Below are 16855 nucleotides of genomic sequence, written 5' to 3'. Positions count from 1 at the left end.
ACGCTGTTTCAAGTGTGTGCGGATCGGGCTGGCGCTCAGGTGTGACTGCTGTTGCTTTCGTCCTCGCGCGCCCAGTCGCGCGCACGGTCGACGGCGCGGTGCCAGCGCGCCAGCCGGTGGCCGCGTTCGTCGGCCGACAGGTTTGGCTCGAAGCGCCGCTCCACCTGCCATTGCTGCGCGATCTGTGCCGGATCGCTCCAGTAGCCGGTGGCCAGCCCCGCCAGGTAGGCGGCGCCCAGCGCGGTGGTTTCGGTCACGCGCGGGCGCACCACCGGGGTGCCGAGCAGGTCGGCCTGCATCTGCATCAGCAGGTCGCTGCGCGAGGCGCCGCCATCCACACGCAGCTCGGCCAGCGAGATGCCGGCGTCTTTCTGCATGGCCTCGAGCACGTCGACGCTCTGCAGCGCGATCGACTCCAGCGCCGCGCGCGCGATCTGCGGCCGGCCCGTGCCGCGCGTCATGCCGACCAGCGTGCCGCGCGCAAAGGCGTCCCAGTGCGGCGCGCCCAGCCCGGCAAAGGCGGGCACCAGCACCACGCCGCCGGTGTCGTCGCACTGGCGCGCCAGCGGCTCGACCTCGGGCGCGCTGTTGATGATCTTCAGGCCGTCGCGCAGCCACTGGATGGTGGCGCCGCCCATGAACACGCCGCCCTCCAGGCAGTACCGGGTCTGGCCGCCGATCTGCCAGCCGACCGTGGTCAGCAGCCGGTTGCGCGAGACCACTGGCTGCGAGCCTGTGTTCATCAGCAGGAAGCAGCCGGTGCCATAGGTGTTCTTGGCCATGCCCGGCGACAGGCAGGCCTGGCCGAAGGTAGCCGCCTGCTGGTCGCCGGCGATGCCGGCAATGGGGATCTGCATGCCGAACAGCCGCGCCGACGTGCGCGCCACCTCGCCGCTGGACTCAACCACCTCGGGCAGCAGCGCGTGCGGGATGTCGAGCAGTGCCAGCAACGTGTCGTCCCATTCGAAGCTGTGGATATTGAACAGCATCGTGCGCGAGGCATTTGACACATCGGTGACATGGCGCGCGCCGTCGGTCAGCTGCCAGATCAGCCAGCTGTCGACGGTGCCGAAGGCCAGCTCGCCGCGCTGGGCGCGTTCGCGCGCGCCTTCGATGTTGTCGAGCATCCAGCGCAGCTTGGTGCCGGAGAAGTACGCGTCGATGATCAGGCCGGTCTTCTCGCGGAACAGCTCGCCGTGCCCGGCCGCCTGCAGTGCCTCGCACATGGGCGCGGTGCGGCGGTCCTGCCAGACCAGCGCGCGGCCGACCGGCTCGCCGGTCTTGCGGTCCCACAGCACGGTGGTCTCGCGCTGGTTGGTGATGCCGATGGCGCGCACCTGCGAGGCCGAGATGCCGGCATCGGCCAGCACCGCGTGCGCCACCGCCAGCTGCGTCTGCCAGATCTCGTGGGGATCGTGCTCGACATGGCCGGGATGTGGGTAATATTGGCGGAACTCGCGCTGCGCGAGCCGCACCACGCTGCCGGCATGGTCGAACAGGATGGCCCGCGAGCTGCTGGTGCCCTGGTCGAGCGCCAGCACATATTGCGGCTCGGTGGGAAGCTGGGACGATGCAGGGCGCTGGGCCTGCGCGGCTGGCTGGTTCATGCGTTCGATCCTGACAATGACAAAGCGCGCCGGCCCGGCCGGCGCATGGATTCCTGATGGCTGAAATGTCTTTCCTGCCGGCTGCCGATGCCGCCGGCACCCCGGCGGCGCGGATTGCCGCTTCGCTGGCGGCGCGCAGCGGCTTCGATCCCGCCACCAAGCTGCGCCTGATGGTGTCCGGCCTGCAGGTCGGCTGGCTGCCACGCGCGCATGCCGGCATCCTGCGCGGCATGGGCGGCGTGCTCGGGCCGGACGAGCGCCTGGCCGATGGCACCGCTGCCGTGGCGTTGCTGCCAGGGCGCGACGATTTCAACGCGCGCAGCGCCGCGCTGCAGGCGCTGGCCCGCCAACTGGCCGATACCGGCCACGTGCGCGGCTGGCGCGATGAACTGTTCGCGGTGACCCCCGCGCTGGACGCGCCCGCGGTCGCGGTGGTGGAGCGCGCCGCGGCGCGGTTCCTCGGGCTGCTGACCTTTGCCTCGCACATGAACGGCATTGTCGATGGCGGGATGGGTGCACAGCCCGAGGGCGGCCCCGCGCTGTGGATCTCGCGGCGCAGCCCGGCCAAGGCCGTCGACCCCGGCATGTGGGACAACCTGGTGGCCGGCGGCATGCCGCACGGCAGCGATCCGCTGGCGACGCTGGTGCGCGAGTGCGAGGAAGAGTCCGGCATCCCGCCCGACCTGGCGCAGGGCGCGCAGGCCCACGGCGTGATCGAGGTGCTGCGCGACCTGCCCGAAGGCGTGCAGTGGGAACAGGTCTATGTCTACGACCTGCTGCTGCCGCCCGGCTTCACGCCGCATAACCAGGACGGCGAGGTCAGCGAGCACCGGCGCGTCGGCGTGGCGGCATTGCTTGCTATCATGTCGGCCGGCGCCATGACGGTCGATGCGACAATGGTGACGCTGGATGCCCTTGGACGGCGTGGCTGGCTCGGTGCCGGCCATCGCGCCTGAGCCCCCGCCTGTTCGCGTACCGACCGAGCCGACCTTGCCGACCTGGCTTCCCCGGCCCTGCGCCGCGCCACTCCGACAGAACCACACACCATGAGCAACACCGGATTCATCCTGACCCTCTCGTGCCCCGACCAGCCGGGCATCGTCCATGCCGTTTCGGGCCTGCTGTTCCAGCACGGCTGCAATATCGTCGATTCCGACCAATACGGTGACGAATTCACCGGCCGCTTCTTCATGCGCGTGCATTTCACGCCGGCCGCCGGCGGTCCGGACCTGGACACGCTGAAGGCAGCGTTCACGCCGGTGGGCGACCAGTTCGGCATGCAATGGGAGCTGAACGACGCCGCGGTCAAGCCGCGCGTGATGATCATGGTGTCCAAGATCGGCCATTGCCTCAACGACCTGCTGTTCCGCGCCAAGGTGGGCGGCCTGCCGGTCGAGATCGCGGCCATCGTCTCGAACCACCGCGACTTCTACCAGCTGGCGGCGTCGTATGACGTGCCGTTCTTCCACCTGCCGCTGATGAACGCCTCGGCCGAGCAGAAGGCCGCGCAGGAAGCGCGCGTCTTCGACGTGGTGCAGGAGCAGAAGATCGACCTGGTGGTGCTGGCGCGCTACATGCAGGTGCTGTCCGACGACCTGTGCCGCAAGCTGGCCGGGCGCGCGATCAATATCCACCATTCGTTCCTGCCCAGCTTCAAGGGCGCCAAGCCCTACTACCAGGCGCATGACCGCGGCGTGAAGCTGATCGGCGCCACCGCGCACTATGTCACCGCCGACCTGGACGAAGGTCCGATCATCGAGCAGGAGATCGAGCGTGTGGACCACAGCATGGACCCGGAGCAACTGACCGCCGTGGGACGCGACGTGGAATGCGTGGCGCTGGCGCGCGCGGTCAAGTGGCATGCCGAACACCGCATCCTGCTGAACGGCCACAAGACCGTGGTGTTCAAGTAATCCTTCGTTTCCCCCGGGGTTTGCTCCCCTCTCCCGCTTGCGGGAAAGGGGCCGGGGGAGAGGGCAGGTGCGTGCCATGGCGCAGACGCCAGGTACTGCCCCAGCGCCCGACGTCACCACCCGCTCCGCCTCCGCCAGCGTGCCAGCCTCAAGCCGGCCCACGCCGCGCTCAATCCCGCTCCGCCACCACACACTGCACCCCACTGTCGGCCAGGATCTGGTCGAACGGCGCCGCCAGCGGCTCATCGGTAAAGAGCCGGTCGACCTCCGACACATGCGCTAACTCCACCATCGCCTGGCGGTTGAACTTGCTGATGTCCGCCGCCAGCCATACCTCGCGTGAATGCTCGATGATGGTCCGCGCCACCTTGACCTCGCGGAAGTCGTAGTCGCGCAGCGTGCCGTCGGCCTCGATGCCCGAGATGCCGATCAGCCCGATATCGACCTTGAACTGGCGGATGAACTCCACCGTGGCCTCGCCCACGATGCCGCGGTCGCGCGAGCGCAGCACGCCGCCGGCGACGATGACCTCGCAATCGGGATTGTCGGCCAGGATGTTGGCCACGTTGAGGTTGTTGGTGATCACGCGCAGCCCGCGATGGTGCATCAGCCCGCGCGCAATTTCTTCCACCGTGGTGCCGATGTTCAGGATCAGCGAGCAGCCTTCGGGCACCGCGGCCGCCACCGCGCGCGCGATGCGCGACTTGCCCTCGGCATTGAGCACCTGCCGCTGCCGGTAGGCGATGTTCTCGGTGGTGGAGCCCTCCACCCGCACCCCGCCATGGAAGCGCGCCAGCATGCCGTTCTCGGCCAGCAGGTTGACGTCGCGGCGCACCGTCTGGAGCGTGACGCCGAACTTGCGCGCAAGTTCGTCAATGGAGGCAAAGCCCTGGGTGCGGACTTCTTCAAGCAGGGCCGTCTGGCGGGGATTCAGGGTCATGCCGGGATTCTAGTTCAAACAGAAACGAAAACAAATGATGCGGTGCACTATTGTTTTATGTTCGTTTTGTTGCTAAAACGAGCGTAAAGCCAAGATTTGTGCGCTCGCATCGAGCGATAACTGTGACGCAGGAAGCATATCGAACATGGAGACCGGATGCAGCTACGTTTGGAAGGCGTCGCACAGCAGGCAGGTTCGCAGGCGTATCTCTATCCGATGACGCTGGCCCCGGTCCCCGGCGCGGTGACCATCCTGCTGGGCGCCACGCAGGCGGGCAAGACCTCGCTGATGCGGGTGATGGCGGGGCTGGACCGGCCCAGCGCCGGCCGCGTGCTGGTCGACGGCCACGACGTGACCGGCATGCCGGTGCGCGAGCGCAATGTGTCGATGGTCTACCAGCAGTTCATCAACTACCCGTCGCTCAAGGTCTTCGACAACATCGCCTCGCCGCTGAAGCTGCGGCGCAAGGCCCCGGCCGGCGAGATCGGCGCGCGCGTGCGCGAGCTGGCGGCGCGGCTGCACATCGATCACCTGCTGGACCGCTACCCGTCGGAACTGTCCGGGGGGCAGCAGCAGCGCGTGGCCCTGGCGCGCGCGCTGGCCAAGGAGGCGCCGCTGATGCTGCTGGACGAGCCGCTGGTCAACCTTGACTACAAGCTGCGCGAGGAACTGCGCGAGGAGCTGGCGCAGCTGTTCGCGCATGGCGACGCCACCGTGATCTACGCCACCACCGAGCCCGGCGAAGCGCTGCTGCTGGGCGGGCATACCGCGGTGCTGGATGCGGGCGAGCTGCTGCAGTACGGCCCGACCCCGCAGGTCTTCCACTATCCCGATTCACTGCGCGTGGCGCGCGCGTTCAACGATCCGCCGATGAACCTGGTCGAAGGCAGGCTGCAGGGCGGCCGGGTCGCGCTGGCCGGCGAGATTTCGGTGCCGGTGCCCGGCGCGGGCGGGCACGACGGCCCGGTCACGATGGGCGTGCGGGCGTCGGCCTTGCGCCTGGCCGGCGAGCCTGGCGCGGTGGCGGTGCCCGGGCGCGTGGCGCTGGCCGAGCTGTCGGGGTCCGACACCTTCGTCCACGCCGATACCCCGGTGGGCAACCTGGTGGCGCAGTTCGCCGGCGTGCTCGACCTGCAGCTGGGCGAGCCGGTGTCGCTGCACCTGCTGCCCGAGCAGATCTACCTGTTCGACGCCGACGGCCGCCGCATCCACGCGCCGCGCCGGCCGGGCGGGCTGGCGGCTGACGTGCCGGGCGGCACGGTCGCGGCTGCCGGGGCAGGGGGCTGAGATGGCGCGCATCGACCTGGACCTGGCGCACGCCTATGTGCCAACCCCGCGCACGGATGAAGACTACGCGCTGCTGCCGCTGCGCTTCACCTTTGAAGACGGCGGCGCCTATGCGCTGCTGGGCCCGTCCGGCTGCGGCAAGACCACGCTGCTGAACTGCATTTCCGGGTTGCTGCGGCCCTCGCATGGCACCATCGCCTTTGATGGCCGCGACGTGACCGCGGCCACGCCGCAGGCGCGCAATATCGCCCAGGTGTTCCAGTTCCCGGTGATCTACGACACCATGACCGTTGGCGAAAACCTGGCGTTCCCGCTGCGCAACCGCGGCGTGCCGGAAGCCCAGGTGCGCGAGCGGGTCGGGCGCGTTGCCGAAATGCTGGACCTGTCGGCAACGCTCGACCGCCGCGCCAGCGGCCTGGCCGCCGACGCCAAGCAGAAGATCTCGCTGGGGCGCGGGCTGGTGCGCCAGGACGTGTCGGCCATTCTCTTCGACGAGCCGCTGACCGTGATCGACCCGCAGCTCAAATGGCAGCTGCGGCGCAAGCTCAAGGAAATCCACCACGAGTTCCGCCTGACGCTGATCTACGTGACGCACGACCAGACCGAGGCCCTGACCTTTGCCGACCAGGTGGTGGTGATGTCGCGCGGCAAGGCGGTGCAGGTGGGGCCGGCCGATGCGCTGTTCGAGCGGCCCGCGCATACCTACGTCGGGCACTTCATCGGCTCGCCGGGCATGAATTTCCTGCCCGGGCAGTGGCGCGACGGCGCGATCGAGCTGGCCGGGCGCCGCTACCTGCCGGAGTTGTCACCGTCGGTCGAAGCGGCGCTGCGCGAGGCCGGCAGCTTCCGCATCGGCGTGCGGCCCGAATACCTGCGCCTGGCGCCGGAGCGCGACACGCAGGCGGTGCCGGTGCGGGTGGAGCGCGCACAGGACATCGGCACTTACTGGTTGCTGACCAGCGGCGTGCAGGAGGCGGGCGCACTGGCCGGCACGCTGCGCGCACGGCTGGGCGTCGAGGCGGCCGGCCTGCGCGCGGGCGACACGGCCTGGCTGTCGGTGTTCAACCGGCATACCTGCTACTACGTCAATGAGGAACTGGTGTCATGAAGCCCGTCAACCAGAAGGCCTGGCTGCTGGTGTTGCCGGTGGTGGCGTGCGTGGCGTTCTCCGCCATCCTGCCGCTGATGACCATCGTCAATTATTCGGTGCAGGACATCATCTCGCCCGAGCGGCGCGTGTTCGTCGGCACCGAATGGTTCCGCACCGTGCTGCGCGACGGCGAGCTGCACGACGCGCTGCTGCGCCAGCTCGGTTTTTCGCTGGCGGTGCTGCTGGTGGAGATCCCGCTCGGCATCCTGCTGGCCTTGTCGATGCCGGCAAAGGGCTGGAAGGCGTCGGCGGCGCTGGTGACCATCGCACTGTCGCTGCTGATCCCGTGGAACGTGGTCGGCACCATCTGGCAGATCTTCGGGCGCACCGATATCGGCCTGCTGGGCGCCGCGCTGGCGGCGATGGGCTTCGACTACAACTACACCGGCAGCGCCTTCGATGCCTGGGTCACGGTGCTGGTGATGGACGTCTGGCACTGGACGCCGCTGGTGGCGCTGCTGTGCTACGCCGGCCTGCGCGCCATCCCCGACGCTTACTACCAGGCCGCGCAGATCGACGGCGCCTCGCGCCTGGCAGTGTTCCGCTATATCCAGCTGCCCAAGCTGCGCGGGGTGCTGATGATCGCGGTGCTGCTGCGCTTCATGGACAGCTTCATGATCTATACCGAGCCGTTCGTGCTGACCGGCGGCGGTCCTGGCAACGCCACCACGTTCCTGTCGCAGTACCTGACGCAGAAGGCCGTGGGCCAGTTCGACCTGGGGCCGGCGGCGGCGTTCTCCATCGTCTATTTCCTGATCATCCTGCTCATGTGTTTCATCCTCTACAACTGGATGCAGCGCGCGGGCACCGCCGGCAGCGAGGACATGCCCCATGGCTGAGATGGCTTCCGTGATCCCTTCCGTGGTCCCTGCCGCGATCCCTGCGCAGGCCAGCCGCGCCACCTGGTGGCGCGCCGGCTTCTTGCTGGCTTACCTGCTGTTCGCCATCGTGCCGATCTACTGGATGGTGAACATGTCGTTCAAGACCAACGAGGAAATCGTCTCCACGCTGTCGCTGTGGCCGGCCGAATTCACGCTGGAGCATTACAAGACCATCTTCACCGATCCGTCGTGGTATTCGGGCTATGTCAACTCGATGATCTATGTGGCGATGAACACGGTGATCTCGATCAGCGTGGCGCTGCCGGCGGCCTATGCCTTTTCGCGCTACCAGTTCATCGGCGACAAGCACGTGTTCTTCTGGCTGCTGACCAACCGCATGACGCCGCCGGCGGTGTTCCTGCTGCCGTTCTTCCAGCTCTACAGCACCATCGGGCTGATGGATACGCACCTGGGCGTGGCGCTGGCGCACCTGGTCTTCAACGTGCCGCTGGCGGTGTGGATCCTGGAGGGCTTCATGTCGGGCGTGCCGCGCGAGATCGACGAGACCGCCTATGTCGACGGCTACTCGTTCCCGCGCTTCTTCCTGACCATCTTCCTGCCGCTGATCAAGGCCGGCGTTGGCGTGGCGGCATTCTTCTGCTTCATGTTCAGCTGGGTCGAGCTGCTGCTCGCGCGCACGCTGACCTCGGTCAACGCCAAGCCCATCGTGGCCACCATGACGCGCACGGTGTCGGCCTCGGGCATGGACTGGGGCGTGCTGGCCGCGGCCGGCGTGCTGACCATCGTGCCCGGCGGCATCGTGATCTGGTTCGTGCGGCACTACATCGCGAAGGGCTTCGCGATGGGCCGCGTGTAATCCCTGCCTTGTCGTTCCTGAAGCCAACGCTAGGAGATGGCGCAATGCTGAGCTGGATGGTGTGGACCACACCGGTGGCGGTGTTCTTTGCCTGCATCGTGGTCATGCTGATCGGCATGACGATCCTGGAAGTCCGGTCGCCGTCGGTGCTGCGCAAGGGCTTCCTGCCGATCGCCACCACGCGCGGCGACCGGCTGTTTATCGGGCTGATGTGCGCGGCCTGGGTCAACCTGGCGTGGGTGGGGCTGGGCGAGAAGGTTGCGGCGTGGCTGTCGCTGGCGGAAGAGCCCTCGGTGTGGATCAGCTTCACGGTGTCCATGCTGGTGCTGGCGCTGGTCTTGCGCAAAGGCTAGTGGCAGCGGGCAAGCAGACATGAATGGGATTTGCGGCTTATCCCTGCCCGGGGCCGCCATCCAGACGACAAGCCGGGGAGGGGAACTCTTGAGGAGACACGGATGAAAGTGCACGTGAAGTTGGGGATGTCAGCCCTTGCCTGCGCGGCTGCGCTGGCTTGCGGGTCCGCCTGGGCGGGCGAAGCGGAAGCGAAGAAGTGGATCGACAATGAGTTCCAGCCCTCGTCGCTGGCCAAGGACAAGCAGGCGGCGGAAATGAAATGGTTTATCGATGCCGCAGCCAGGCTCAAGGCCAGGGGCGTCACGCAGGTCAGCGTCGTGTCGGAGACCCTCACCACGCACGAGTACGAATCCAAGACCCTGGCCAGGGCGTTCGAGGAGATCACCGGCATCAAGGTCAAGCATGACCTGATCCAGGAAGGCGACGTGGTGGAGAAGCTGCAGACCTCGATGCAGTCCGGCAAGTCGATCTACGACGGCTGGATCTCCGACTCCGACCTGATCGGCACGCACTACCGCTATGGCTCGATCCTGCCACTGACCGATTACATGAGCGGTGCGGGCAAGGAGTGGACCAACCCCGGGCTGGATGTGAAGGACTTCATCGGCACCAAGTTCACCACCGCGCCGGACGGCAAGCTGTACCAGCTGCCCGACCAGCAGTTCGCCAACCTTTACTGGTTCCGCGCCGACTGGTTCGCGCGCAAGGATCTGCAGGACAAGTTCAAGGCCAGGTACGGCTACGACCTGGGCGTGCCGACCAACTGGTCGGCCTACGAGGACATTGCCAATTTCTTCACCAATGACGTGAAGGAGCTCGACGGCAAGAAGGTCTACGGCCATATGGACTACGGCAAGAAGGACCCGTCGCTGGGCTGGCGCTTCACCGACGCGTGGCTGTCGATGGCCGGCGCCGCCGACAAGGGCCTGCCCAACGGCATGCCGGTGGACGAGTGGGGCATCCGCGTGGCCGAGGACAAGTGCACGCCGGTGGGCGCTTCGGTGTCGCGCGGCGGCGCCACCAACAGCCCCGCGGCGGTCTACGCGCTGACCAAGTACGTCGACTGGATGAAGAAGTACGCCCCGCCGCAGGCAATGGGCATGACGTTCTCCGAGGCCGGCCCGGTGCCCGCGCAGGGCCAGGTGGCGCAGCAGGTCTTCTGGTACACCGCCTTCACCGCGGACATGACCAGGAAGGGCCTGCCAGTGGTCAATACCGACGGCTCGCCCAAGTGGCGCATGGCACCGTCGCCCTACGGCCCGTACTGGAAGCAAGGCATGCAGAACGGCTACCAGGACGTGGGCTCGTGGACCTTCTTCAAGAACACCGATCCCGACAAACTGGCGGCCGCCTGGCTGTACGCCCAGTTCGTGACCTCCAAGACGGTGTCGCTGAAGAAGTCGCTGACCGGGCTGACCTTTATCCGCGACAGCGACATCCATCACGACTACCTGACCAAGAACGCGGCCAAGTACGGCGGGCTGATCGAGTTCTACCGCAGCCCCGCGCGCGTGGCCTGGACGCCGACCGGCACCAACGTGCCTGACTATCCAAAGCTGGCCCAGCTGTGGTGGAAGAACGTGGCCACCGCGGTAACCGGCGAAAAGACGCCGCAAGCCGCCATGGACACGCTGGCCGAGGAAATGGACCAGGTCATGGCGCGGCTGCAGCGCGCCGGCATGAGCAACTGCGCGCCCAAGCTCAACCCGAAGGGCGATCCCGGCAAGTGGCTGTCAGGCGATCACGCACCGTGGAAGAAGCTGGGCGATGAGAAGCCGAAGGGCGAGACCATTGCCTACGACAAGCTGCTGCAGGCGTGGAAGGAAGGGAAGGTGCGCTGAGGCATATCTGAATGCCGTTGGTTTGCTCCCCTCTCCCGCAAGCGGGCTTGCCTTTACCCACAACTTCCGGCGGCTTACTCGTTTTTCTGGAAGATCCGATACATTTCGGTGATTTCGTGCAAAACGAGGAAGCCGCGCCAGAGGACAGTAGCACCGGGGGGATCGTCGTTTTTGCGACCCAGGTAGCCACCGAGCTTGGCGATCCAAAGGACCGTTTCGCTGAGTTTGGGTGCCTGCTCCGGTGGCTTGGTTGTGCCGTGCGTGCGGCAGTACAAGGCCTGCCATTCGAGCGACTGCAATAGCACCGAGCAAGGGATATCGGCTTCAAGCCGGCCGAGCATGGTCGCGTACATGATGCGCCAGCCGATCACGGCGAACAGCGCCGTGGCGCGCAGGAACCGCTCCAGCGTCCCGAACTGCCGAGCCTCGATCTGGCAGCCACTTTTCAGGACACGATGCCAGGATTCAATGGTCCAGCGCCGGGCATACCAGCTCAGCCGTTCCAGCACATCTTCCAGCGTTTGGGTGGGCATCGAACTGAGCAACATCCATTCGAGCGGCTCAACACCTTCGGGCGGATCGATTTCCAGTGCGTGAATGGCAAACACTTCGAGGCTTGGTAGGGCCTCTGCACCGCGGCTGCGCGGCGGTCGCAGTTGGACGGGCACACAGCGCAAAGCCAGTCGGGCGCTACGCGCTTGCCTGGCGCCACTCCTGGGCACGTGCAGGACGGTCTCCCCGAGTACGGGGGCCGCAGCAACCGTCTCCCACAGATACTTCTCTGGGTGATCCACGCCCCGATTCCAGGCGGCCCGCACCAACCAGTCCACCCCCGCTGGGCGCTGCGCCAGGAACACGTCGTACACATCGCCCTCGCGATCGCTGACGGCAACAAGGTGCGTGTCCGGACACTGCATCTTGAGCGGCTCAAGGCATTCCAGCCCCTCCAGCCACTTCACGCTTTCCTTGTCACGAATGGACAGCGCCCGGCGCTGCCTGGCCTTGCCCGATGCTTGCGGCGCACGCACCCACGTCTTCATGCTCAACACGCCCAGTGGCAGGCCCTCAGGCGTCACCGCCAGCACGCTGTGCAACATGAATCCGCGCAAATTGCCGCCCGTGCCGTGACCAAGTCCCTCAGTCGCGGGCAAATTTGCCAGATTGAATTCCGTGGTGTCCTGCACCGCCAATACGACAGGTACCTGCTGCATGCGACCCACGGTTTGAACGACGTGGCTCGCCAGTATTCCGTCCGGGTCGACCGCCTCATTATCAAAGAAGCGATATGCCGCCTTGAGTTGGGCACCACTCAAGGCCTGCGGGAACGAAACATGGGCTTTTTGCGCTAGTCCGCGCGCCAATGCCACAAGGCGCTGCGTGCGACGTGCATCGCCCAACTGAGCGCCACCGAATTCGTCGCTGGCCCAGTCTTCCAGATCTTCCGTATCAGACAAAATTGCCACCACTGATTGTCAACTTCCCCGAAGTTAACACCGTCCAATCCCGTTTACAACCTTTCCTATCGAGATGTGGGTAAAGACAAGCGCAAGCGGGAGAGGGAGCACCCAAGCGGTCGTCTGAGCCCGGACTCCGGTACTAGCTCTCTTGCGTTGCCAGGTCGGTTGTTCCAGGGTGCGGCTTTGCCGTGACCCCTGACTGCACCGCATAACACGCCTTCCCATGCCGCTTGGCCTCATACAGCGCCATGTCGGCATGCATGAACAGCTCGCTGACCGTCATGGCATGGCGCGCGGCATGGATGGCGGAGCCGACGCTGGCCGATGCCGCCACCGTGTGGCCGTCGATCACGAAGGGCATGCGCGCCGCCTGCACGACGGTGTTGGCGACCGATGCCATGGCATTGCGGTCGGCAACGCCATCCAGGATCACCGCGAATTCGTCGCCGCCGATGCGCGCGACTGCATCGCCCTTGCGCACGCAGGCGCGCAGCCGCTGCGCGAAGGCCACCAGCAGCTGGTCGCCCACCGGATGGCCAAAGTTGTCGTTGACGCCCTTGAAGTCATCCAGATCCACCAGCAGCAACGCCAGCGGCCGTCCGCCGGCGCTGGCGCGCGCCATGGATTCGGCCAGGCGCCGGTCGAACCCCTTGCGGTTGAGCAGGCCGGTGAGATAGTCGGAGATGGTCTGCGCTTCCAGGCTGCGCAGCTTTTCGCGCTCATGCGTGACGTTGCGCCCGAACATGTGCAGGCCGATGACGGTGTCCTGGGCATCGTTCCAGGCCGGCTGGCAGGTGATTTCGATGCATTCGGTGCCATCTGCGCTTTCGCGCGTGAAGGTCACCGCGCGTCCGGCGCGGGCTTGCTCCAGGTACTGCTGGCACGCCACGTATTCCTGCGTGCCCCACAGCTCGCGCAGCGACAGCCCCACAATCTGCTGCGCTGGCACGCCGTACCGCTGCGCATACGCCTGGTTGACGAAGACGTAGCGCTGCTGCATGTCGATGAACGAGATGAAGTCCGGCACATGGTTGGCGATGGCCTCGATGCGCTTTTCGCTTGCGGCGGCTCGGTCCTTGGCCGCCTTCAGGGCGGCTTCACGTTCCGACAACTGCGCCACCACTTCGGCGAAGGTCACGGCCAGTTCGCCGATCTCGTCGGCGCGGCCGGCGGGCAGGTCCGCCACTGCGGCCGGGTTGGTGCCGATCTGGCGCACCGCGCGGTGCAGCCGCTGCAGCGGCTCGAGCAAGCGCAGCATGACCAGCCACATCAGCGCGGCGGCAATCAGCATGGTGGTGCCGCCGACGACGAGGGTGCGCTTGCGGACCGAAACCAGTGGCGCATAGGCTTCGGCGGCGGGCAGGATCGCCACGACTTCCCAGCCGTTGGATTCCAGCAGATAGCGCGCCACGACCGGCTGCGTCGGTGTCAGGACTTCCAGCAGCGCGGGGGCTTGGTCGGCACCGCAGGCTTCACCGATGGCGCGTGCGGGGCTCAGCACCCGGGTCACGTCCGAATGCATCGCATAGCGGGGGTTGCTGCCTCCGGAAACCAGGCAGAAGCTGCCAGTGGTGCCCACGCGGTTGTGCGCAAGTTCGCGCAGGAAGTTGCTGTCGGCGAGGTTCAGCACGCCCCCGACCACGCCGCGCAGTTCGCCCCCCGGCCCGAGCATCGGCACTGCCAGCACCACCCCGGGGGCGTTGGTCTGCTTGCCCTGGATCAGGTCCGACACCGCGAACGCCTGGCCGCGCAGGATATCGCGGAAATAGTCGCGGTCATCCACGCGCATGCGTACGCCATCCGGCACGGCGGTGCTGAACAGCAGTTGCCCGTCGGTCGCGGTCAGGAAGACTGCATTGAAGGTTTCGGGTATTTCCACCAGGCTCTCCGCGGCCCGGCGCAAGTCGGCCGGCTTTGCCGCAACCATGGGGGAGAACTGGCGTGCCAACCGGCGCAGGACCGCGGCCCGGCTCTGCAGCTTTTCATCGAGCTGCTCGGCGACCATCTTGACTAGCGTGTCCTGCTGGCTCTGCCGCAGGTTCTTCAGGCCATCGTAGGCGTAGTACTGGGCGTAGAGCGCGCGCAGCACGATGATCAGCGTCACCACACCCGCCGTGGCAAGCGCCATCCGATACTTCAATGAGTGCTGCATGGTTGACTTCTTTCTTGTGCGCACTGACCTGTTATTCCCGTCCCCCCGGCACTGGGCGGTCGGTTCCCGATGTCCAGTGGCGTGCTTGGAAGGTTAGCAGATGTCAAGGGGTATTTCGCAACTGTTTGCAACCAAAAGAGCGTGCGGCAAGCAGAATGTGCCTTCCTGTCCGCTCTGGCGAGGCTGACCAGTCGAGGGCTTCACATGCACAACTCGTTGCCGCGCAGGTGCCTGGCGCCGCTAACCCGCGACTGGCCAGGTGCGCACGCACAGCACCGTCTGGTCGCGCGGGCGCAGTGTCAGTTCCAGGGCGGTCGGTACGCCCCGTCGCGTGATCTGGGCAATGAAGCGGGCGGTGTCCACCGCGGCCACACCACCCGCGGCGAGCCGCGTGCCACAGCGTATCGCCAGCCGCAGGATATGCATCGGGACGAACCGGATTGGCTCGTGCATGTCCGCCAGCGCGCCGAGCGTGAAATACAGTGGCTGCCGGGCCAGTGCGATGAAGCGCCCGCGCAGCCGCGCGAGCGTTGCCGAGGGCGCCGCCAGTCCTTCCCCCTCTGCGCCGCTGCGCGTCATGCCGCGCACGCGCGGCTGCCACAGCGTGCCGGCGACCAGCAGCGGCGCATGCGCCGCGCCATCTTCATCCGGACATGCATCGATTGCCGCGACCTGCCCCGCGAGGTCATAGGTGGACGCCACCGAGGCAAAGCTGCGGTGGTAGCCGATGATGCAATCCATGTCCTCGTCATAGACCGGCCGCGCATCGCGCGGCACGCGCACCGGGCGCATCTCGAACCAGCCGGCACTGACCGGATTGCGCCCGGTCCAGGGCAGGGCGGGTTCCTGTTCGCTTGGGGCGGGGCTGGAAAAGGGCAAGGCGCGCTCCGGTGGCAGTCGTGGCGTTCAAGGTATCCAGTGCGCTAGTGGCCGGAAATGAGACAAGCCTTGCCCGCGAGAACGCGTTTGTTTCGGGTCGGCGCGCGGAGTCAATCCAACGCCTTGAGTTGGACTACGCTGAAAGCGCATCGAAGCGCTTCGCATCAGCCATTTGCAACGCAATGAATCAATATGATTAATGCGCGTACCGGTAGACCTCTTACCACTGACCGTCCGGAAGCTGCAGAACGGTATCAGCTCGCTGTTGATCGCATTCTCGGTTCCGAGGCGGGCGCCGCGGAAGCACTGGATCAGGCTTTGGCGCTGGACAGCAATCTCGCGCTGGCCCTCGCTGCGCGCCATATGCTTGCTAAAGACGCCAACGCCGCGGACGCCGGTTCTTTCAAGGAGCGCACGCTACTGGCAGCACGGGTTGCGTTGCCCTGGGAGCGTGCGCATATCTCCGCGCTCTTTGGCCTGCTTGAAGACCCTTACACCAACCTTGCAGCGACTGAGGCCTACATCGCTGCCAATCCCAGTGACCTGCTGGTCATCTCGCAACTTTGCGGGTATCTGATCTTTTATGGCGGTGCGCGCAAGCTTGAGCGCGTTCTCAACATCATGGAATCGGTCGATCCCGGTTTGCATGATGATTGGGCCTGGCTCGCACGCATGGGGTTCGCGGCCAGTGAGGCCGGTGATCAGGGCCGTGGTCATGCACTTGTCGAGCGAGCATTGCAGCAGCGCCCACAGGCTCCCTACGTCATCCATAGCTATGCGCATGTGCTGCACGACCAGGGTGAGCCTGGAGAGTCATTGGAATTGCTGGGAAACTGGCTAAATGAGCACCGTCCGTCAGCGGAGGGCGGCGCCATGTATGGTCATGTGCAGTGGCACCTGGCCCTGGCAGAGTGGCAGCTGGGGTTAACCGAGCAGGCATGGCAGCGCTATGAGCGCTACTGTGCACCAGAGACCACTCGCTGTGGTCCGGTGTTGACGCTGGCCGATTGTGGCGGCTTTTTGTTGCGTGAATACCTGCGCACAGGAACCGCACGTCCGGTCTCAGCCGCGGTTTCCGCCCTGTCCGAGCGCTTCAACTCTATGCTGTCGCATCCGTTCATAGCGCTGCATCTTGCTGGAATTCAGGCGTCGGCGGGCGATATTGCTGCGCTTGAGCAAAGCAAGGCCGCTATCACGGCTCAGGGATCCAGCGACCAGGCGCGGCTCTCGCTCAGGCTGGTTGATGCCGTCAGTCAGTTTGCCAGAGGGCAGTACGCTGAGGCAGCCAATACATTAAAGCTGATATCTGCGGATCAACGCGTTGGTGTCGGTGGAAGCCGTGTTGAGCGCATACTGATCGATCTGCTTGAAGCGAGAGCAGTTGAGCTCGCGGCCTAGTTCGCATCTTCTTCTGGTTGCAACAGTCGCCGGCGTGAAGCGGCCGGCCGTCGCATGGTGAGCGCGCTGCCGCACAGAGTGGCCACATCCTGGCGTGCCAATGTTTCTATAAAGAAACGTGACGGGTCCAGATACATTACAACGCCGCTGCTCGCTGCAGCCATGCCGGGGGAACTCGG

14 protein-coding genes are annotated in these 16855 nt (G+C 66.1%); 9 read left to right on the top strand and 5 right to left on the bottom strand.

Translation table 11 applies throughout. The annotated features are described in order from the left end of the window. Positions 1-35: 35 nt before the first annotated feature. Complete coding sequence (glpK, locus tag ACREYQ_RS10580) at positions 36-1607, bottom strand: glycerol kinase GlpK (RefSeq protein ID WP_432257570.1); 1572 nt, start codon at positions 1605-1607, stop codon at positions 36-38. A gap of 56 nt (positions 1608-1663) precedes the next feature. Here glpK and ACREYQ_RS10575 point away from each other — a divergent pair, with 56 nt between their 5' ends. Next, positions 1664-2563 carry a DUF4743 domain-containing protein gene (locus ACREYQ_RS10575; protein WP_432257569.1) on the top strand — a complete coding sequence of 300 codons (900 nt, stop codon included), beginning with the start codon at positions 1664-1666 and terminating at the stop codon, positions 2561-2563. A gap of 90 nt (positions 2564-2653) precedes the next feature. Then, entirely contained in the window at positions 2654-3520 is an 867-nt protein-coding gene (gene purU / locus ACREYQ_RS10570; protein ID WP_432257568.1) for a formyltetrahydrofolate deformylase, read from the top strand. A gap of 169 nt (positions 3521-3689) precedes the next feature. On the opposite strand, the gene ACREYQ_RS10565 is transcribed toward purU, so the two are convergent. Continuing rightward, positions 3690-4460: a DeoR/GlpR family DNA-binding transcription regulator gene (locus ACREYQ_RS10565; protein WP_432257567.1), complete on the bottom strand. Its 771-nt coding sequence runs from the start codon at positions 4458-4460 to the stop codon at positions 3690-3692. Between the two features lie 156 nt (positions 4461-4616). Between ACREYQ_RS10565 and ACREYQ_RS10560 the strand changes: the two genes are divergently transcribed. The 6 genes from ACREYQ_RS10560 to ACREYQ_RS10535 all read left to right on the top strand — a co-directional run bounded on the left by ACREYQ_RS10560 (position 4617) and on the right by ACREYQ_RS10535 (position 10790). Next, complete coding sequence (locus ACREYQ_RS10560; protein WP_432257566.1) at positions 4617-5747, top strand: ABC transporter ATP-binding protein; 1131 nt, start codon at positions 4617-4619, stop codon at positions 5745-5747. Position 5748: 1 nt separating this feature from the next. Continuing rightward, complete coding sequence (locus ACREYQ_RS10555; RefSeq protein ID WP_432257565.1) at positions 5749-6855, top strand: ABC transporter ATP-binding protein; 1107 nt, start codon at positions 5749-5751, stop codon at positions 6853-6855. Beyond that, a complete protein-coding gene (locus tag ACREYQ_RS10550; RefSeq protein ID WP_432257564.1) occupies positions 6852-7736 on the top strand; it encodes a carbohydrate ABC transporter permease in 885 nt (294 codons plus the stop codon). The genes ACREYQ_RS10555 and ACREYQ_RS10550 overlap by 4 nt, the downstream gene beginning before the upstream one ends. 1 nt (position 7737) lies before the next feature. Further along, entirely contained in the window at positions 7738-8595 is an 858-nt protein-coding gene (locus tag ACREYQ_RS10545) for a carbohydrate ABC transporter permease (protein ID WP_432260396.1), read from the top strand. A gap of 44 nt (positions 8596-8639) precedes the next feature. After that, complete coding sequence (locus ACREYQ_RS10540) at positions 8640-8948, top strand: DUF2160 domain-containing protein (protein WP_432257563.1); 309 nt, start codon at positions 8640-8642, stop codon at positions 8946-8948. A gap of 114 nt (positions 8949-9062) precedes the next feature. Then, positions 9063-10790, top strand: coding sequence for an ABC transporter substrate-binding protein (locus ACREYQ_RS10535; protein ID WP_432260395.1), 1728 nt, complete (start codon positions 9063-9065; stop codon positions 10788-10790). A 74-nt stretch (positions 10791-10864) separates the two neighbouring features. Here the strand turns inward: ACREYQ_RS10535 and ACREYQ_RS10530 are convergent, their stop codons facing one another. The 3 genes from ACREYQ_RS10530 to ACREYQ_RS10520 form a co-directional block, all read right to left on the bottom strand. Beyond that, complete coding sequence (locus ACREYQ_RS10530) at positions 10865-12253, bottom strand: IS4 family transposase (protein ID WP_432257562.1); 1389 nt, start codon at positions 12251-12253, stop codon at positions 10865-10867. 133 nt (positions 12254-12386) lie between these two features. Next, positions 12387-14399, bottom strand: coding sequence for a diguanylate cyclase domain-containing protein (locus ACREYQ_RS10525; protein WP_432257561.1), 2013 nt, complete (start codon positions 14397-14399; stop codon positions 12387-12389). 240 nt (positions 14400-14639) lie between these two features. After that, entirely contained in the window at positions 14640-15278 is a 639-nt protein-coding gene (locus ACREYQ_RS10520; protein WP_432257560.1) for a hypothetical protein, read from the bottom strand. A gap of 192 nt (positions 15279-15470) precedes the next feature. Between ACREYQ_RS10520 and ACREYQ_RS10515 the strand changes: the two genes are divergently transcribed. Continuing rightward, positions 15471-16676: a hypothetical protein gene (locus ACREYQ_RS10515; protein WP_432257559.1), complete on the top strand. Its 1206-nt coding sequence runs from the start codon at positions 15471-15473 to the stop codon at positions 16674-16676. Positions 16677-16855 lie beyond the last annotated feature (179 nt).

Source organism: Cupriavidus sp. TMH.W2 (assembly GCF_050847365.1).
Classification (GTDB): Bacteria; Pseudomonadota; Gammaproteobacteria; order Burkholderiales; family Burkholderiaceae; genus Cupriavidus.
Note: the sequence above shows the minus strand (reverse complement) of the source record. Positions and strands in the feature narration are given on the sequence as shown.